This window comes from Microbacterium sp. M1A1_1b (genome assembly GCF_053345565.1).
Genome location: NZ_JBKFAJ010000002.1, coordinates 559,998 through 576,760, shown reverse-complemented (window position 1 = coordinate 576,760; position 16,763 = coordinate 559,998). Strand labels below are relative to the sequence as shown.

17 protein-coding genes and 4 tRNA genes are annotated in these 16,763 nt (G+C 70.6%); 4 read left to right on the top strand and 17 right to left on the bottom strand.

Annotated features, from left to right (window positions below):
* Positions 1–19: 19 nt before the first annotated feature.
* The 5 genes from rplA to ACLBWP_RS07420 form a co-directional block, all read right to left on the bottom strand.
* Positions 20–709, bottom strand: a complete 690-nt coding sequence (rplA, locus tag ACLBWP_RS07440) for a 50S ribosomal protein L1 (RefSeq protein WP_243561702.1) — start codon at positions 707–709, stop codon at positions 20–22.
* Positions 710–812: 103 nt separating this feature from the next.
* The gene (gene rplK, locus ACLBWP_RS07435) at positions 813–1,244 is read right to left on the bottom strand and encodes a 50S ribosomal protein L11 (RefSeq protein ID WP_243561703.1); all 432 of its coding nucleotides are present in this window, start codon (positions 1,242–1,244) and stop codon (positions 813–815) included.
* Between the two features lie 142 nt (positions 1,245–1,386).
* Positions 1,387–2,508 carry a transcription termination/antitermination protein NusG gene (nusG, locus tag ACLBWP_RS07430; protein ID WP_447654680.1) on the bottom strand — a complete coding sequence of 374 codons (1,122 nt, stop codon included), beginning with the start codon at positions 2,506–2,508 and terminating at the stop codon, positions 1,387–1,389.
* 131 nt (positions 2,509–2,639) lie between these two features.
* Positions 2,640–2,903, bottom strand: coding sequence for a preprotein translocase subunit SecE (secE, locus tag ACLBWP_RS07425; RefSeq protein ID WP_447654848.1), 264 nt, complete (start codon positions 2,901–2,903; stop codon positions 2,640–2,642).
* 36 nt (positions 2,904–2,939) lie between these two features.
* A tRNA-Trp gene (locus ACLBWP_RS07420) sits at positions 2,940–3,012 on the bottom strand.
* 138 nt (positions 3,013–3,150) lie between these two features.
* Here ACLBWP_RS07420 and ACLBWP_RS07415 point away from each other — a divergent pair.
* Positions 3,151–4,383, top strand: a complete 1,233-nt coding sequence (locus ACLBWP_RS07415; protein WP_447654679.1) for a pyridoxal phosphate-dependent aminotransferase — start codon at positions 3,151–3,153, stop codon at positions 4,381–4,383.
* Between the two features lie 116 nt (positions 4,384–4,499).
* On the opposite strand, the gene ACLBWP_RS07410 is transcribed toward ACLBWP_RS07415, so the two are convergent.
* From ACLBWP_RS07410 to ACLBWP_RS07400, 3 genes are read right to left on the bottom strand one after another with little or no spacing between them, the layout of a single operon-like run.
* Complete coding sequence (locus ACLBWP_RS07410; RefSeq protein ID WP_447654847.1) at positions 4,500–5,534, bottom strand: UDP-N-acetylmuramate dehydrogenase; 1,035 nt, start codon at positions 5,532–5,534, stop codon at positions 4,500–4,502.
* Positions 5,531–5,956 carry a MaoC/PaaZ C-terminal domain-containing protein gene (locus ACLBWP_RS07405; protein WP_447654678.1) on the bottom strand — a complete coding sequence of 142 codons (426 nt, stop codon included), beginning with the start codon at positions 5,954–5,956 and terminating at the stop codon, positions 5,531–5,533. The genes ACLBWP_RS07410 and ACLBWP_RS07405 overlap by 4 nt, the downstream gene beginning before the upstream one ends.
* Positions 5,953–6,402 (bottom strand): FAS1-like dehydratase domain-containing protein, encoded by a 450-nt coding sequence (locus tag ACLBWP_RS07400; protein WP_447654677.1) that lies wholly within the window; start codon positions 6,400–6,402, stop codon positions 5,953–5,955. The genes ACLBWP_RS07405 and ACLBWP_RS07400 overlap by 4 nt, the downstream gene beginning before the upstream one ends.
* Positions 6,403–6,508: 106 nt before the next feature.
* Between ACLBWP_RS07400 and ACLBWP_RS07395 the strand changes: the two genes are divergently transcribed.
* A complete protein-coding gene (locus tag ACLBWP_RS07395) occupies positions 6,509–6,889 on the top strand; it encodes a hypothetical protein (protein ID WP_447654676.1) in 381 nt (126 codons plus the stop codon).
* 249 nt (positions 6,890–7,138) lie between these two features.
* On the opposite strand, the gene ACLBWP_RS07390 is transcribed toward ACLBWP_RS07395, so the two are convergent.
* From ACLBWP_RS07390 to ACLBWP_RS07370, 5 genes are all read right to left on the bottom strand, one after another.
* Positions 7,139–7,212, bottom strand: a tRNA-Met gene (locus tag ACLBWP_RS07390).
* Positions 7,213–7,244: 32 nt separating this feature from the next.
* A tRNA-Thr gene (locus ACLBWP_RS07385) sits at positions 7,245–7,316 on the bottom strand.
* Between the two features lie 89 nt (positions 7,317–7,405).
* Positions 7,406–8,644 (bottom strand): peptidoglycan DD-metalloendopeptidase family protein, encoded by a 1,239-nt coding sequence (locus tag ACLBWP_RS07380; RefSeq protein WP_447654675.1) that lies wholly within the window; start codon positions 8,642–8,644, stop codon positions 7,406–7,408.
* A 135-nt stretch (positions 8,645–8,779) separates the two neighbouring features.
* Positions 8,780–9,601 (bottom strand): inositol monophosphatase family protein, encoded by an 822-nt coding sequence (locus ACLBWP_RS07375; protein WP_447654674.1) that lies wholly within the window; start codon positions 9,599–9,601, stop codon positions 8,780–8,782.
* A gap of 287 nt (positions 9,602–9,888) precedes the next feature.
* Positions 9,889–9,970, bottom strand: a tRNA-Tyr gene (locus ACLBWP_RS07370).
* Between the two features lie 123 nt (positions 9,971–10,093).
* Here ACLBWP_RS07370 and ACLBWP_RS07365 point away from each other — a divergent pair.
* Positions 10,094–10,582, top strand: a complete 489-nt coding sequence (locus ACLBWP_RS07365) for a YajQ family cyclic di-GMP-binding protein (protein WP_071300304.1) — start codon at positions 10,094–10,096, stop codon at positions 10,580–10,582.
* A gap of 31 nt (positions 10,583–10,613) precedes the next feature.
* A complete protein-coding gene (gene cls / locus ACLBWP_RS07360; protein ID WP_447654673.1) occupies positions 10,614–12,074 on the top strand; it encodes a cardiolipin synthase in 1,461 nt (486 codons plus the stop codon).
* A gap of 114 nt (positions 12,075–12,188) precedes the next feature.
* On the opposite strand, the gene ACLBWP_RS07355 is transcribed toward cls, so the two are convergent.
* From ACLBWP_RS07355 to ACLBWP_RS07340, 4 genes are all read right to left on the bottom strand, one after another.
* Positions 12,189–13,277, bottom strand: coding sequence for a heparan-alpha-glucosaminide N-acetyltransferase domain-containing protein (locus ACLBWP_RS07355; protein WP_447654672.1), 1,089 nt, complete (start codon positions 13,275–13,277; stop codon positions 12,189–12,191).
* Between the two features lie 13 nt (positions 13,278–13,290).
* Positions 13,291–14,664 (bottom strand): FAD-dependent oxidoreductase, encoded by a 1,374-nt coding sequence (locus ACLBWP_RS07350; RefSeq protein WP_447654671.1) that lies wholly within the window; start codon positions 14,662–14,664, stop codon positions 13,291–13,293.
* 81 nt (positions 14,665–14,745) lie between these two features.
* Entirely contained in the window at positions 14,746–15,822 is a 1,077-nt protein-coding gene (locus ACLBWP_RS07345; RefSeq protein WP_243561716.1) for a polyprenyl synthetase family protein, read from the bottom strand.
* A 44-nt stretch (positions 15,823–15,866) separates the two neighbouring features.
* On the bottom strand, positions 15,867–16,658 hold the full coding sequence (locus ACLBWP_RS07340) for a demethylmenaquinone methyltransferase (RefSeq protein ID WP_243561717.1): 792 nt from the start codon (positions 16,656–16,658) through the stop codon (positions 15,867–15,869).
* Positions 16,659–16,763 lie beyond the last annotated feature (105 nt).

Below are 16,763 nucleotides of genomic sequence, written 5' to 3'. Positions count from 1 at the left end.
AGTGACCGTGATCAGCGACTCAGATGCTGTTGACGTCCAGCGGGATGCCCGGGCCGAAGGTCGTCGAGACGGCGCCCTTCATGACGTAACGGCCCTTCGAGGCGCTGGGCTTGAGGCGGTTGATCTCCTCGAGCGCGGTCGAGATGTTCTCGTCGAGCTGCTCCGGCGTGAACGAGGCCTTGCCGACGACGAAGTGGACGTTGGCGTGCTTGTCGACGCGGAACTCGATCTTGCCGCCCTTGATGTCGTTGACGGCCTGCGCCACGTTCGGGGTCACGGTGCCGGTCTTCGGGTTCGGCATGAGGCCACGCGGGCCCAGCACCTTGCCCAGACGACCGACCTTGCCCATGAGCTCGGGGGTCGAGACGGCGGAGTCGAAGGACGTGTAGCCCTCAGCGACCTTGGCGATGAGCTCGTCGCCACCGACCTCGTCGGCGCCGGCGGCGATGGCGGCCTCGGCCGCAGCACCCGTCGCGAAGACGATGACGCGGGAGGTCTTACCGGTGCCGTGCGGCAGGATGACGGTGCCACGGACCATCTGGTCCGCCTTGCGGGGGTCGACGCCGAGCTTCAGCGCGACCTCGACCGTGGAGTCGGTCTTCGCAGAGCCGGTCTCCTTGGCCAGGGCGACGGCCTCGGTCGGGGTGTAGAACTTGTCGGCCTCGATCTTCGCGGCCGCGGCCTGGTAGGCCTTGGACTTCTTCGCCATGGTGGTCTCCTTGCGAGATACGTGGTTGGCGAGCCGGCGAGGCTCTCCCACGGAAGGGTTTGGGGTGTGGACCTGAGGGGTGAGCCCTAGTGCTTGGACAGCACTACGCCTCGACCGTGATGCCCATCGAACGAGCAGTGCCGGCGATGATCTTCGCGGCCTGGTCGATGTCGTTGGCGTTCAGGTCGGCCTGCTTGGTCTCAGCGATCTGACGGACCTGCTCCATCGAGATCTTCGCGACCTTGACCGTGTGCGGGGTCGAGGACCCCTTCTGCACACCCGCGGCCTTCTTGATGAGCTCGGCAGCCGGCGGGGTCTTGAGGATGAACGTGAACGAACGGTCCTCGTAGACGGTGATCTCCACCGGGACGACGTTGCCGCGCTGCGACTCGGTCGCGGCGTTGTACGCCTTGCAGAACTCCATGATGTTCACGCCGTGCTGACCGAGCGCCGGACCGATCGGGGGGGCCGGGTTGGCGGCTCCCGCGTTGATCTGCAGCTTGATCAGGCCCGTGACCTTCTTCTTCGGTGCCATGGTGTGTTTCCTCCTGGGATCGAACGCACGGGATTCCGTGCACTCTCCCGCTGAGCCGGCGGTTCCGACTCGCGGTGACGAGCTTGCGGCACCCGGGGGTGCGCAGGCCCAAACTCGATGAGTGTACCCGATGTGGGTGGGGCTAGAGCTTGGTGACCTGGTCGAAGCTGAGCTCGACCGGGGTCTCGCGCTCGAACAGCGAGACCAGCACCGTGAGCTTGCCGCTCTCCGGCTTGATCTCGGCGATCGATCCGGGCAGACCCGCGAACGAGCCCTCCTTGATGGTGATCGTCTCGCCGACCTCGAAGTCGACCTCGGCGGCCGGCTGGGCCTGCGTGAGGCCGGAGCCCTTGCCGCCCTTGCTCGGCGCGGTCTCGGTGACCTGCACCAGGGACTTCAGCATGCCGAAGGCCTCGTCGAAGCGGAGCGGCGTGGGGTTGTGCGCGTTGCCGACGAAGCCGGTGACACCCGGGGTGTGCCGGACGACGGACCACGAGTCTTCGTTGAGGTCGAGGCGGACCAGCACGTAGCCGGGGATCCGGACGCGGGTGACCAGCTTGCGCTGCCCGTTCTTGATCTCGACGACGTCCTCCATCGGGACCTCGACCTGGTAGATGTAGTCCTCCATCGACATCGACACCATGCGGTTCTCGATGTTCGACTTCACGCGACGCTCGAAGCCCGCGTACGAGTGGATGACGTACCACTTGCCCGGCTTCATCCGCAGTTCGGCCTTGAAGGCCTCGTACGGGTCGACCTCGGCCGGCTCGTCGTCCTCGAGAGCGTCGGGGTCGGCCTCGATGGTGACCTCGGTGTCGGGGGCCAGGTCGACCTCGGACTCCGGGGCGATGGCACCGAGTGCGTCGGCGGACTCCTCCGCGGCGATCGTGGCGCTGGCCTGCTCGGGCGACTCGTCCTCGAGCTCGGACTCTTCCTCGTCCTCGACGGCTTCGACGGCGGCCTCGGCTTCGTCGGCGGAGTCGATCTCGAGCGCGTCGTCGACGACGGCGTCGGCCTCGGCGTCGCGGGACTCGGCGAGGGCCGTCAGGGTCTCGTCGATGCCGTCGACGTCACCGTCGTCCGGCTCGGCGGACAGGCCGAGCGATTCGTCGTCCTCGTCCTCGACCTCCATCGCACGCTCTTCGGCGGACTCGGCCGAACGGAGCTCGCCCGTCTCGACGTCGCCTTCCTGGTTCTCTTCCACCTCGGAGGACTGCTCTGCAGCGGTCGCGAGGTCGATGTCGTCGCGGGAGTTGTCAGACACTGTCGGTTCTTTCCGTTCGGTGGTGCGGATCGGGTCGGCGTGCGCCCTGGTCGGTGTTCGCGCCGGTCAGGTCGCGGTCGGGCTGCGTCGTGGTCGACCAGTGCGGACGGCCGCGACGGGTGCGACCCCGATCAGGCAGTGGGGCCGTTGCCGAAGACGTAGCCGACGCCGAGGCCGAACACGAAGTCGAGGATCGAGACCAGCACCATCATCACGACGACGAACACCAGCACGACGCCGGTGTAGCTGAAGAGTTCCTTGCGGGTCGGCGTGACCACCTTGCGCAGTTCGCCGAGGACCTGGCGGATGAAGAGGGCGATGGCCGCGAACGGACCCCGGCGCGTGGCCCGGTCCTGCTTCGCCTTGGCGACGACGTCGTCCGCCGTCGTCTCCATGTCGTTGCTCGCCAACTCTTCACCCTTCCAGCGTTGCAGGGCGGACAGGACTCGAACCTGCAACCTGCGGTTTTGGAGACCGCTGCTCTACCAATTGAGCCACCGCCCTTCAGAAGACGAACTGCCTTCCGGGTGGAGCACGTCCGTCATCAACGGGGCGCGACCACCGCAGACGAGTGTACGGGAGTGCGTCACACGGTGTCCACTTGAGGGGTGCTCCGGCGTGCCGCGCCGATAGGCTGGACGGGTGAGCACCGCAGCCGAAGGCCCCGAGTCCACCACCGCCCAGCGACCCCGGATCGCGTCGCGCATCGCCGCGATCGCCGAGTCCGCGACGCTCAAGGTCGATGCGAAGGCCAAGGCCCTCAAGGCCGCCGGACGCCCGGTGATCTCCTTCGCCGCGGGTGAACCCGACTTCGCCACGCCCGCGCACGTCGTCGAGGCCGCCGTGGCTGCCGCCCAGGACCCGAAGAACCACCGGTACACGCCGGCGACGGGTCTGCCCGAGCTCAAGCAGGCCGTCGCGGACAAGACCGCACGCGAGTCCGGCATCACGGTCGACCCCGCCCGCGTGATCATCACGAACGGTGGCAAGCAGGCCGTCTACCAGGCCTTCCAGACGATCGTCGACGACGGCGACCAGGTGCTGCTGCCCGCGCCGTACTGGACCACCTACCCCGAGGCCATCCGACTGGCCGGCGGCGAGCCGGTCGAGGTCTTCGCCGGCAGCGACCAGGGGTACCTGGTCTCCGTCGAGCAGCTCGAGGCCGCGCGCACCCCCAAGACCAAGGCGCTGCTGTTCTGTTCGCCGTCCAACCCGACGGGCGCCGTGTACTCGGCCGAGCAGACCCGCGCCATCGGCGAGTGGGCGCTCGAGCACGGCATCTGGGTGATCAGCGACGAGATCTACCAGGACCTGGTCTACGACGGCATCACCTTCACCGGGATCCTCGAAGCCGTGCCGGACCTGGCCGACACCACCATCCTGGTGAACGGCGTCGCCAAGACCTACGCGATGACCGGCTGGCGCGTCGGGTGGTTCATCGGCCCGGCCGACGCCGTCAAGGCCGCGTCGAACCTGCAGTCGCACCTGTCCAGCAACGTGTCGAACGTGTCGCAGCGTGCCGCGATCGCCGCACTCACGGGTCCGCAGGAACCGGTGACGGCCATGCGCGAGGCCTTCGACCGGCGTCGCCGGGCCATCGTCGACGGGCTCAACGCGATCCCGGGCTTCGTCACGCCGACGCCGCAGGGCGCCTTCTACGTCTACCCCGACGTCACCGCGCTGCTCGGACGCGAATGGGCGGGCTCGACGCCCACCACGACGCTCGAGCTCGCGGACCTGATCCTCGAGCACGCCGAGGTCGCGGTGGTCCCCGGCGAGGCCTTCGGACCCTCGGGGTACCTGCGCCTGTCGTACGCGCTGGGCGACGACGACATCGCCGAGGGCGTCGCCCGTCTGGCGAAGTTCTTCAGCTAGGCCGACTCCGCACCCCCACACGCACATCGCGCCCCGTTCGCACGGGGCGCGATGTCGTTCCGGGGGTGCGACTCCGCAGCTCCGGCGGAACTGCCGGCCGGGAGGCCCGGTGCGGCTCAGGCGAGCAGGTCGCCGACCACGACGGGTTCCGGCACGAGCGACACCCCGAAGCGGTTCAGCACGCTCACCTGCACGTAGCGCGCCAGCTCGGCGACCTGCGCCGCGGTCGCGCCGCCGCGGTTCGTCAGGGCCAGCGTGTGCTTGGACGAGATCCCGGCGCGGGACCCGGCGAGCGCGTACCCACGGTGCACTCCCGCGTGCTCGATGAGCCACGCGGCGCTGAGCTTGACGTCCTGCCCGGCGGGCCAGCGCGGCGCGTCGGCCGGCAACGACTCGGCGAACCCGGCCGACACGATCGGGTTCGTGAAGAACGAGCCGGCACTCCAGGTGTCCTGGTCGTCGGCGTCGAGCACCATGCCCTTCGACGCCCGCAGCGACAGCACGGTCGACCGGACCTGGGCGGGGTCGACCCGCTCGCCCAGCGACACCCCGAGCGACCCGGCCAGCTGCGCGTACCGCACGGGCACGCCGTCCTGGACGTCGGTTCCGAGCGCGAACTCGACGGTCAGCACGACCCCCCGACGCCCGTGCTTGAGCGTCGAGGTGCGGTAGCCGAGCGCCAGCTCGGCCGCGTCCAGCCACGCGCGCTCCCCCGTGGCCGCATCGAGGAACTCGACCCGGGTCAGCACGTCGGAGAGCTCGACCCCGTACGCCCCGATGTTCTGCACGGGGGACGCGCCGACGGTGCCCGGGATGCCGCTCAGGGCCTCCAGTCCGGTCCAACCGTGGTCGACGGTCGACGCGACGAACGCGTCCCAGGGTTCGCCGGCGGCGACGCGGACGGTCACGCCGTCCGCGGTGGTCTCGTGCTCGACGCCGCGTGTGCGCACCAGCACGACCGTGCCGTCGAAGCCGGCGTCGGCGACCAGCAGGTTGCTGCCACCGCCGACGACCAGCCAGTCGTCGTCCGACCAGGCGTCGAGCGCGTGCGCGACGAGCTGGTCGGTCGTGTCGGCGACGAGGAGACGCCCGGCTGGTCCCCCGACGCGCAGGGTCGTCAGGTCGGCGAGGGTGCTCGGTGCCACGGTCAGCGGAACACCACCGTGACCTGCGCCTTGCCGAGCACGGTCTGCCCGGCGGCCGTCACGGTGAGGTCGATGCGGTGGGGACGGCCCTGCTCGTCGACGGTGCCGACCTTGGCCACGACGCCGACGGTCGCACCGTGCTCGGGATCGACGACGACGGGGCGGGTGAAGCGCACGCCGTACGAGGCTATCCACCCGCGGTCGCCCAGCCACTCGGACACGGGCTGCACGGCGAGGCCCATCGTGAGCATGCCGTGCGCCAGGACGCCGGGCAGGCCGACCGAAGCGGCGACGTCGTCGCGGTAGTGGATCGGGTTGAAGTCACCCGAGGCACCGGCGTAGCGGACGAGCGCGTCGCGGGTGATGTGGACCTCGCGCTCGGCGACGACCGTGCCGACCTCGGCCGCGGTGGGGGCTGCGGTGCTCATGCGTCGTCTCCTCGGACCACGAGGGTGGAGGTCGCGGTGACGACGTGCTCCCCCGTGGCGTCGCTCATGGTGCTCTCGGCGGTGACCATCGCGTTGCCGCCCAGGGTCTTCACGCTCGTCACGGTCAGGGTGGCGGTGAGCTCGTCGCCCGCCACGATCGGCCGCTCGTACGCGAACTTCTGCTCACCGTGCACCACGCGCGAGAAGTCGATGCCGGCGTCGGGTGCCGAGAGCAGCTGTGCGAGCGTGGCCTCTTGCACGACGACCGCGAAGGTGACCGGGGCCACGAGGTCGTCGTACCCGGCGGCACGGGCGGCCTCGGGCTCGTGGTGGACGGGGTTGGTCGCGAACGTGGCGCGGGCGAACTCGCGCACCTTCTCACGACCGACCAGGTACGGCGGGGCCGGCGGGAACGTCCTGCCGACGAGCTCGGGGTTCACAGACACGACGGGCAGTCTACCGACGGCAGGTCCTGAGGATGGATCGAGTAGGCTCGCGGGGCGCGGTGCCGGAGGGGGTGCCGACGCGACGTCTTCACTCTGGGAGGGTGCGATGGAGACCACGATCGAGTACGCGGTGCACACCGGTGACCGGCGGACCGCCATGGAGCTCGCCGGAGCGGCACTCCGGACTGCCGGGCACCGTGTCGAGGCCGCGCCGGGGACGATCGTCGCCGAGTCCGGCAGTCGTGTCCTGACGGTGCTGCTCGGTGCGCTCGTGCACCCCACGCGGGAGTACCGCCGCTACGAGCTGGTCGTGTCGACCGCCGGTGGGCGCTCGACCCTGACGCTGCGGCACGCCGACCACGGGCCTGCGGTGGTCGGCGGGACGATCGGCGCCGCCCGACGGCACGAGCACTGGCGGCGGGTGACGGGGTTGGTCGAGGGGACGCTCCGCTCGGCGGGCCTGCTCGTCGCGCGCACCGACCGGTAGGGCCGGCCGCGGCGGCGCGCCTGTGCTTCGCACCCCCGCACAGCCGTCGCGCCCCCGCGGAACGGGGCGCGACCGCCGCCAGGGGGTGCGAACTGCGTCCGCACAACGCAACGCACGCGGAACCACGTGTTTGCACGGCGCGAGGTGATCGCGGTTGTGCGAACCGCACCGGCGGCGGGCGGCCGCGGCCGCCGCCGCCCGCACCCCCCCGGGAACGACGAAAGCCCGGCGCGGACGCCGGGCTTGCGGTAGCGAGGGCGGGACTTGAACCCGCGACCCCACGATTATGAGTCGTGTGCTCTAACCAACTGAGCTACCCCGCCACAGATCCGGCGAAGCGTTCTCGCCGGGTCGGAGCCCCGAGTCAGGATTGAACTGACGACCCCTTCCTTACCATGGAAGTGCTCTACCACTGAGCTATCGGGGCGAGTACCGCGAGCGGCACCACACGAGGATAGCAGAACCCCGACGGTGGTCTTGAACCGACCGAGACGCCCGGGCGTGCCGTCCGTGGGGCTAGTTCGCGTTGGCCTTGAGCCACGCCAGCGGGTCCACCGGAACACCGTCGACGTGCACCTCGAGGTGCAGGTGCGGGCCCGTGGAGTTGCCGGTCGAACCGACCAGACCGAGCTCGTCGCCGACCTGTACCTGCTGCCCCTTCACGACCTTGAAGGAGTTGTCCATCATGTGCCCGTAGACGCTGGTGAACTGCTTGCCGTCGACGTCGTGCTCGACCCAGACGTCGTTGCCGAAGCCGCCGTCGTCCGGCTGCACCTTGATGACGGTGCCTGCGGCGATGACGCGGATGGGGGTGCCGGCGCCGGGGGCGAAGTCGACGCCCTGGTGGTTGGTGGAGCAGAAGGAGCAGCCCTCGACCTGGCGGCCGCCGAACCCGGAGGTGATCGGCACCCCGGTCAGGAACGGCCACTGGATGGTGCCGCTCGGGTCGTTCGTGAAGGTCGACGCGTCGACGTTCTTGTACTGCGTGGCATCCGAGACGGTGTACGTGTCGCGGTTCGTCTCACCCTCGGCGGCGTCACCGACGGCCAGCGACTGGGTGCCGGCAGCCGAGGTCGACTGCTTCGCGACGGACGCAGGCTCGGGCGTGAACAGCGCCTGCGCCGGCAGCGAGGTCGACACGACCAGGCCGGCGGCGAAGAGCAGCGCACCGACTGCGGTCACCCGCGAGGCGTTCCGACGGAAGGCGGTCCCCCGCGGCGGCGCGGTCGTCGTGGTCGGACGCGCGCCCGCACCGAGGTGCCGGGTCGCGCGGTCGACGCGACGTTGCGCGGCTGCCGGCTGGGTGACGCGCGCGGCGGTCGGCAGCGGAGCGGCCGGACGAGCCGAGGTCGAGGCAGCCGGACGGGCAGCGGTCGGCGCCGACCGTCGGGGGCCGTGACCCGTGCTGCGCACGCTCGGACGGGAGGCCGTGGCTGCGGCCCGGCGGACCGCTGCCGGTGCGACGACGGGTGAGGTCGGCGCCGGGGGCGTCTCGGGCTGGGCCGTCGACGCCGGCAGCACGGGCGACGCGGGCGCGGGCGGCGTGACCGGCTGCGCCGGGACCTGGGCGCCGGGACGGACCGCCGCGACGGGCTGCGCGACCGGAGCCGTGTCGGGCTGGGCGCGACGGACACCCTGCTTGGCGGTGGCACGTTCCGCTTCGATCCGGGCCCGGCGGGTCAGATGGACGGCAGCGGCCGGTGCATCGGAGACCTGGTGGTCGGTGGCGACGGGCGAGAGCGGAGTTCGGGGCATACGTACGGTGCAGATCCTGATCGAGGCAGATGCGCTCGTTGGTAACGAGCAGATAACGGGACCTGTCGACGGTACCAGGGGTCATCGCGCTCCGCCAGTCGCGCCCAGCACCGTCGGAGGTCCTCGCCGCGGGTGTCAGCCCCGCAGGGCCTCGGCCTCGGCGGCCCGGACGAGCGCCTCGAGCGGACCGGCGATCGACGGCGCTGCGAACAGGAACGAGCGGGTGCCACCGGCGTCCCACGTGCGGAGGACCGCCCCGGCCGAGGCTGCGACCACCGCCCCCGCGGCCATGTCCCACGGGTTGATCCCCCGCTCGTAGTAGGCGTCGACGGTGCCGGTCGCGACGGCGCAGCAGTCGAGCGCGGCCGAGCCACCGCGGCGGATGTCGCGGACCTCGCCGAGCAGCCCGGCGAGCACCGCGACCTGCTCGCGTCGACGGTCGGCGGTGTAGCCGAACCCGGTGGCGACGAGGGTCTCGGCGAGCGAGGCCGGCTCGGAGACGGTGATCGTGCTGCCGTTCAGCGTGGCGGGTCCGCCCGCGACGGCGCGGTACACGTCGCCGGTGGCGGGAGCGACCACCACGCCCGCGACGGGTTCCCACGCGGCGGGGTCGGGCTCGCCGCGGACGACCCCGATGCTGACGGCGTACTGCGGGCTGCCGTAGAGGTAGTTGACGGTGCCGTCGATCGGGTCGACCACCCACGTGAGGCCGGTGGTGCCGGTGGTGGCGCCGGTCTCCTCGCCGAGGAAGCCGTCATCGGGGCGGGCTGCGCGGATGCGGTCGTGCACGAGCGTCTCGACCTCGCGGTCGGCGGCGGTGACGACGTCGACGATGCTCGACTTCCGGTCGGCGACCTCGACGCCCTCGGCCCGGCGGCGTGCTGCGAGCGCTGCGGCTTCGGTGGCGATGGCCTCGGCCAGGTCGGCGAGTTCGGTCGGTGTCGGCGCAGCGCTCATGCCCCGATCCTCGCAGGGCACTCCCTCGACCGCCCCCAGCCCCGCCCCGTTCCGGACAGGAGGCTCGATGCCAGCTGGCACCGAGCCTCCTGTCCGGAACACGACGGGACCGGACCGTGTCCACGAACAGAACGGGACCCCGTCGAAAACGGGGCCCTGCCGAGAAAACAGAACAGGACCCCGTCGAGAACGGAGCCCCGCCCACAAACAGAGCAGGACCCCGTCTGCAACGGGGCCCTGCCGAGTGTCGTCACCATCCGCAGAGAGTTCTTCAGCGAATGGATTCGTGGCGAGTGAGGGATTCGAACCCCCGAAGGCTACGCCGGCTGATTTACAGTCAGATCCCTTTGGCCGCTTGGGTAACTCGCCATGTGCGCTTCCGACCCGTGTGATCACCAACCGGACGCGCCAGAACAGCATACCGGATGGCCGCCGGTGGTCGTGACCATCCGCGAGCGACCGCGATCAGCCTCGATGGCTAGGCTGTCGGGCATGGCAGACAGCTCCTTCGACGTGGTCAGCAAGGTCGACAAGATGGAGGCGGACAACGCCCTCAACCAGGCCGCCAAGGAGATCGAGCAGCGCTACGACTTCAAGGGTGTCGGCGCCTCGATCGCGTTCAGTGGCGAGGACGTCCTGATCAAGGCGAACTCGGCGGAGCGCGCCAAGGCCGTCCTCGACGTGTTCGAGTCGAAGGCGATCAAGCGCGGCATCAGCCTGAAGAGCATCGACGCCGGCGAGCCGTACGCCTCGGGCAAGGAGTTCCGCATCGAGGCGAAGTTCAAGAACGGCATCGAGCAGGACGTCGCGAAGAAGATCGGTGCGTTCCTGCGGGCCCAGGCCCCGAAGACGGTGAAGAGCCAGATCCAGGGCGACGAGCTCCGGGTCTCGTCGAAGAGCCGCGACGACCTGCAGAACACGATCCAGCTGCTCAAGGGCGAAGAGTTCGACGTGCCGTTGCAGTTCATCAACTTCCGCTGACGCGCCGACCCCCCGACGACTCGACACCCCCGTGGAGCACTGGCTCACCGTCACCCTGACCGTCCTGGCTGTCCTGCTCGACCTGGCGATCCGCGCGTTCTCACTCATCTACGTGCCGATCAACCGCAAGCCGCAGACGGCCACGGGTTGGTTGCTCGCGATCTTCCTGATCCCGTACATCGGTTTCATCGTGTTCCTGGTCATCGGGTCCACGAAGCTGCCGAAGGCCCGTCGCGAGAAGCAGACCGAGATCAACGCGTACATCCTCGAGCAGACCGAGGGCATCGAGCGCGTGCGGCGGGACCACCCGTGGCCGCCGTGGTTCGAGAGCATCACGAACCTGAACCGGACGCTCGGCGCGATGCCCCTGGTCGGCGGCAACTCCGCCGAGCTGTACCCGGACTACGACGAGTCCTTCGCCGAGATGGCGAAGGCGATCGACGAGTCCCGGCGGTTCGTGCACGTCGAGTTCTACATCGCGTCCCTCGACGACACGACGCGTCCGTTCTTCGAGGCCCTCGCGCGGGCCCAGGCGCGTGGTGTGACGGTGCGGTTCCTGATGGACCACTGGGCCAGCCGCGGCTACCCGGGGTACAAGGACACGTTGGCGTTCCTCGACCGTGCCGGCATCGAGTGGCACCTGATGCTGCCGTTGCAGCCGCTGCAGGGGAAGTTCCAGCGCCCGGACCTGCGGAACCACCGCAAGATCATGGTGCTCGACGGTTCGGTGGCGTTCACGGGGTCGCAGAACCTGATCGACCGGTCCTACGACACCAAGGCCCACATCCAGAAGGGTCTGGCGTACAAGGACCTGTTCGCGCGCTTCGAGGGTCCGGTCGTCGCGGGGATCAACGCCCTGTTCGTCACCGACTGGTACAGCGAGACCGACGAGCTGCTGCTGCGCGAGAGCGATCCCGTCCAGCGTGCGGACCGCGGCGACGCGCTGGACTGCCAGGTCGTGCCGTCCGGGCCGGGCTTCGACGGCGAGAACAACCTGCGTCTCTTCAACGCGCTGCTGTACGCGGCGCAGAAGAAGGTGTCGATCACGTCGCCGTACTTCGTGCCGGACGACTCGATGCTGTACGCCATCACGACGACGGCGCAGCGCGGGGTCGAGGTCGAGCTGTTCGTCGGGCAGATCGGCGACCACGCGATGACGTGGCACGCGCAGCGGTCGTACTACGAGGGCCTGTTGCGCGCGGGCGTGAAGATCTGGCTGTACCGGGCACCGACGATCCTGCACGCGAAGCACTTCACCATCGACGACGACGTGGCGGTGATCGGCTCGAGCAACATGGACATGCGGTCGTTCTCGTTGAACCTCGAGATCTCGGTGATGGTGCGCGGCGAACGGTTCGTCAACGCCCTGCGCGGCGTGCAGGCCTCGTACCGGCAGGAGAGCATCCCGCTCGACCTCGAGACGTGGCTGGGTCGCACGCGCCGCTCGCAGGTGCTCGACAACGTCGCGCGGCTCACCGCGGCCCTGCAGTAGCGGTCCGTCCTGGAGGCCCTGCTCGCCGGGTGCGCGCCGGTCCGGTCCGCAGCACGGCCGGCCTGGGGCAGCGCCGGGTCAGGGGACGACGCCGCGTCAGGGGACGACGTCGGGTCAGGGGACGACGCTGCGGGCGATGCGGGCGACCAGACGCTCCGCAGGCCCGCGGCCGAGGAACCGCTGCCACAGCACCGCGACCACCACGGCGCCGAACACGAACCACCACCACGTCGCGGCCGACTGCGGCAGCCCGGGCAGCGCGGCGATGACCACCAGGTGCAGCGCGTAGACCGTCAGCGGCATCGACCCCACCGCGGACAACGGCGTCGCGATCCGTTCCGCCACCCGCCCGCGGCCGTCGACCAACAGGGTGCAGAGCGCGATGACCGCGACCGCGACCCCGGTTGATCCCACGACGTCGACGATCGACCCGGAGTGGTCGCGCGGCGACAGGAACACCTGCGCGAAGCCCTGCCCGACGCTGGAGCCCTGCGGGACGAACGGCACCCCGGGGAAGGCGTCCCCCGCGTCGACGGGAACCGGAGCCGCGATCGAGCCGACGACGTACGCGGTGGCGGCGACCACCGCGCCGGACGCGAGGAGCGCGACCTGGGTGCCCCGGGCCTCCAGTCCGGACCGCGCGACCGCGAGCCCGACCAGCACGAACGTCAGGAACGTGACCACGGGGTAGACCAGGCCGAGCTGCACCCCGAACGTGCCGGCGCCCGCGTACAGCGGCACGATCGCGATCGCCGCCGGGGCGGAGACGAGCGCGCAGGTGCCCGCGGCGACGAGCAGCGAGCGCCGTCGCCAGCGGAGCGCGGGCAGCACGAGCAGGAACAGTGCGCCGTAGGTGGGCAGGATGACGTAGACCGGGGTGCCGAGCCCCATCAGCACCAGACCGATGAGCACGATCACCGCGGCGCGGACCGCCAGCCGCCGGCGGACCCGCGAGATCTCCGGAGGGCCGGGTGGGTGCTGCCGACCGCTGACCAGTCCGACGGACACCCCGGCGAGCACCGCGAAGAGCGACGACGACCGGCCGTTGACCAGGGCCGACCACGACGACGGGTCGCTCCAGTCCAGCTGGTCGGCGATGCCCCCGACGTGCGCGGCGACCATCCCGAGCAGGGCGACCGCACGGGCCACGTCGACCCCGGACAGACGCGCGCCCCGCACCTCGGTGGCGAGGGCGGGGCGCACGGCGGTCATGGTGTCAGACCCGGTCGGCGGTCTCGCGGCCGAGGGACGCGTCGATCATGGCGTCGCGCGGGACGACCTTGATCCGCGCGCGGCCCTGGGGCTCGCCCAGCGCGATCTCGTGCGCGTCGAGACGGTGCCAGCCGTCGAGGTCGGTGTACTCGACGCCGCGCTCGCGCAGCAGCGCCGGGATCGCATCCGCGGACGGGTCCTCGGGTGTCCACCAGCTGGCCTGGTCGCGCACGATGTGCTGCACGGTCTCCATCGCGTCGGACTTGGTGTGCCCGATCAGGCCGACCGGGCCGCGCTTGATCCAGCCCGTGGCGTACAGACCCGGGATCTGCTGGTTGTCGTCGTCGAGGACCTGGCCCTCGTGGTTCGGGATGACGCCGTGGCGCTCGTCGAACGGCAGCCCCGGTACCGGGGAGCCGAAGTAGCCGACCGCGCGGTAGACGGCCTGGATCGGGATCTCGCGGATCTCGCCGGTGCCCTCGACGCCGCCCTGCCCGTTCGGCCGGGTGCGCTCGTAGCGGATCGCGGCGATGCGGCCCTGATCGTCGCCGACGAACTCGAGCGGCTTGGCGTAGAAGTGCAGGTGCAGGCGACGGCTGGCCTGCCCGACCTCGCGCTTCCGCCACTGCTCGAGCACGCGGTTGATGACCATGACCTGCTTGTTGGTCTGGATCGCGGTCAGCGACGCTTCGTCGTGGTCGAAGTCCTCGTCGTAGACGACCATGTCGACGTCCGGGACCTCGCCGAGCTCGCGGAGTTCCAGCGGGGTGAACTTCACCTGCGCCGGGCCACGACGGCCGAAGACGTGCACGTCGGTGACGGGCGAGCGCTTGAGGCCCTGGTAGACGTTGTCCGGCACCTCGGTGGGCAGTAGGTCGTCGGCGTGCTTGGCGAGGATGCGCGAGACGTCGAGTGCGACGTTGCCGTTGCCGATGACCGCGACGCTCTCGGCCTCGAGCGGCCAGGTGCGGGGCACGTCGGGGTGGCCGTCGAACCAGCTGACGAACTCGGCGGCGCCGTACGAGCCCTCGAGCTCGACACCGGGGACGTCGAGGTCGGCGTCCTTGATGGCACCGGTCGAGAACACGACGGCGTTGTAGTGCTGCTTGAGGTCGTCGAGGGTGATGTCCTTGCCGAACTCGACGTTGCCGAAGATCCGGATGTCGCCGCGGTCGAGCACGTCACGCAGGGCGTTGATGATCCCCTTGATGCGCGGGTGGTCGGGGGCGACACCGTAGCGGACCAGACCGTACGGCGCGGGGAGCTGCTCGAACAGGTCGATCGACACGTCGTACGCGTGCGCTTCCCGCAGCAGGATGTCCGCGGCGTAGATGCCGGCGGGACCGGCGCCGACGATGGCGAGGCGGAGGGTGGGCACTGAATCGTCTCCAGGTTCGTTCGGGGGTGGTGCCGGGCAACGGCGGGGTGTCGCTGGGGCGCTCCGGCCGGAGCTCGCCGGTCAGCGGCTGCGGTCGACGACGGACTCGGCGAACCGCGTGAGGGCGCGTTTCACGACCCCGTCGGGCAGCGGTTCCAGCGCGACGACCGCTTCGCCGGCCCACTGGGCGGCGAGTGCGCGGGTGGCGGCGGTGGCTTCGTGGTCGCGCAGGGCCGCGACCGCGGACAGGTACACGTCGCTGGTGACGGCGTCGTCCGGAGCGTCACGGACGTCGCGTTCGATGCGGGCGAGCAGGTCGGCGGCGCCGGGCTCGGTCGCCGCGCGGCGTCGGAGCTGCAGCAGGGGCAGCGTGTCGACGCCCGCGCGCAGGTCGTTGCCGGCGATCTTGCCGGTCTTGTCCTTCGCCGGGGCAAGGTCGATGACGTCGTCGACGAGCTGGAACGCGACGCCGACCTTCTCGCCGAAGGTGCCCACGGCGTCGAGGTAGGCACGGTCGGCCCCGGAGAACAGCACGCCCGCGCGGGCGGCCGTCGCGATGAGGGAGCCGGTCTTGTCGCTGAGCACCTGGATGTAGTGCTCGACCGGGTCGTCATCGGGCTGCGGGCCGGTGGTCTCGTGCAGCTGCCCCATGCAGAGACGCTGGAAGGTCTCCGCCTGCATGCGGATGCCCTCGGGGCCCAGGTCGGCGGTGATCAGGCTGGCGCGGGCGAAGAGCAGGTCACCGGTCAGGATCGCGACGTTGTTGCCGTAGGTGACGTGCGCTGCCGGCACCCCGCGGCGCACCGGCGCCTCGTCCATGACGTCGTCGTGGTACAGCGACGCCAGGTGCGTGGTCTCGACGCTGACCGCGGCCTTGACGACGTGGTCGGTCACCCCGTTGCCGAGCTGCGCGATGAGCAGGGTCAGGGTGGGGCGGATGCGCTTGCCGCCCGCCGACAGCAGGTAGCGGCTGGTGGTGTCGGCCAGGGTGTCGGCGGAGCGCATGGCGTCCTCGAGCTCCTGCTCGACGAGCTCGAGGCCGTCGTCCACGGCGGTGATGAACCGGCGCTCCGACGGGCTGGCGAACATCCGCTCGCCGATGCCGAGCGACGCTCGGAGACTCGGTGCGCGGCGTGCGACCGGGACGCTCGGGTTCAAGTGGTGCTCCGTGTTCGGGGGCCGTGTGCGGGAGGAGGTGCCGGTCAGCTGTCGGTCGGCTCGACACGCGGCTGCTCGCCGGTGCCCTGGTGCTCGCGGCGCGCCTTCGCACGACGGGCGACGGATTCGCGGACGGGCTCGGCGACGGGCTTGCGTCCGCGGTGCAGTGCGACGATACCGGCCGTCAGGTTGCGGTAGGCGACCATCGTGAAGCCGACGCCGCGCAGCCACTGGCTGAGCACCTGCTGCTCGGGCCAGGCCTCGATCGACTCGGCCAGGTACCGGTAGGCGGCGGGGTTGCTGCTCGAGACGCGGGCGATCCCGGGCAGGACACGCTTGAGGTAGGCGCCGTAGCCGAAGCGCAGGGCGGCGAGGGGCGGTGTCGAGAACTCGCAGATGACGACACGACCGCCGGGCTTCAGGACCCTGAGCATCTCGCCGAGGGCCTGGTGCGGGTCGTTGACGTTGCGCAGACCGAACGAGATCGTGACGGCGTCGAAGGTGTCGTCCTCGAACGGCAGGTGCTCGGCGTCCCCCTCGACGAAGGTGATCTCGGGGTGGCGCTCGCGTCCGACGGCGATCATGCCCGCGGACAGGTCGAGTGCCGTGACCTCGGCACCCTTCTTCGCCAGGACCGCCGCACTGGTGCCGGTGCCCGCGGCGATGTCGAGGACCTTCTCGCCCGGCTGAGGGTCGACGGCGCGCACGGTGGCGACCCGCCACAGCGGGGCGTTGCCGGCGGAGAGGATGTCGTTGGTCAGGTCGTACTTCTCCGCGACGTCGTCGAACATGGCCGCCACTTCGTCCGGCCGCTTGTGCATGTCCGCTCTGCTCACCCGCCCAATCCTAGAGGTCCGTCCCGTGCGTTGCCGGAACGCCCGGCGCCTCCCGCGCGCGTCTCGCGTCGCGGCCCGCGCGTCTCGGGTCCCGGCCCGCCCGCG

What these genes read in the sequence shown, in the direction of transcription:
- ACLBWP_RS07405 (WP_447654678.1), bottom strand. Translation starts at nt 5,956, where the DNA reads ATGAGCACCGCAGCCCCCACCGCGGCCGAGGTCGGCACGGTCGTCGCC.
- ACLBWP_RS07380 (WP_447654675.1), bottom strand. Translation starts at nt 8,644, where the DNA reads ATGCCCCGAACTCCGCTCTCGCCCGTCGCCACCGACCACCAGGTCTCC.
- ACLBWP_RS07375 (WP_447654674.1), bottom strand. Translation starts at nt 9,601, where the DNA reads ATGAGCGCTGCGCCGACACCGACCGAACTCGCCGACCTGGCCGAGGCC.
- ACLBWP_RS07395 (WP_447654676.1), top strand. Translation starts at nt 6,509, where the DNA reads ATGGAGACCACGATCGAGTACGCGGTGCACACCGGTGACCGGCGGACC.
- rplA (WP_243561702.1), bottom strand. Translation starts at nt 709, where the DNA reads ATGGCGAAGAAGTCCAAGGCCTACCAGGCCGCGGCCGCGAAGATCGAG.
- secE (WP_447654848.1), bottom strand. Translation starts at nt 2,903, where the DNA reads ATGGAGACGACGGCGGACGACGTCGTCGCCAAGGCGAAGCAGGACCGG.
- ACLBWP_RS07365 (WP_071300304.1), top strand. Translation starts at nt 10,094, where the DNA reads ATGGCAGACAGCTCCTTCGACGTGGTCAGCAAGGTCGACAAGATGGAG.
- rplK (WP_243561703.1), bottom strand. Translation starts at nt 1,244, where the DNA reads ATGGCACCGAAGAAGAAGGTCACGGGCCTGATCAAGCTGCAGATCAAC.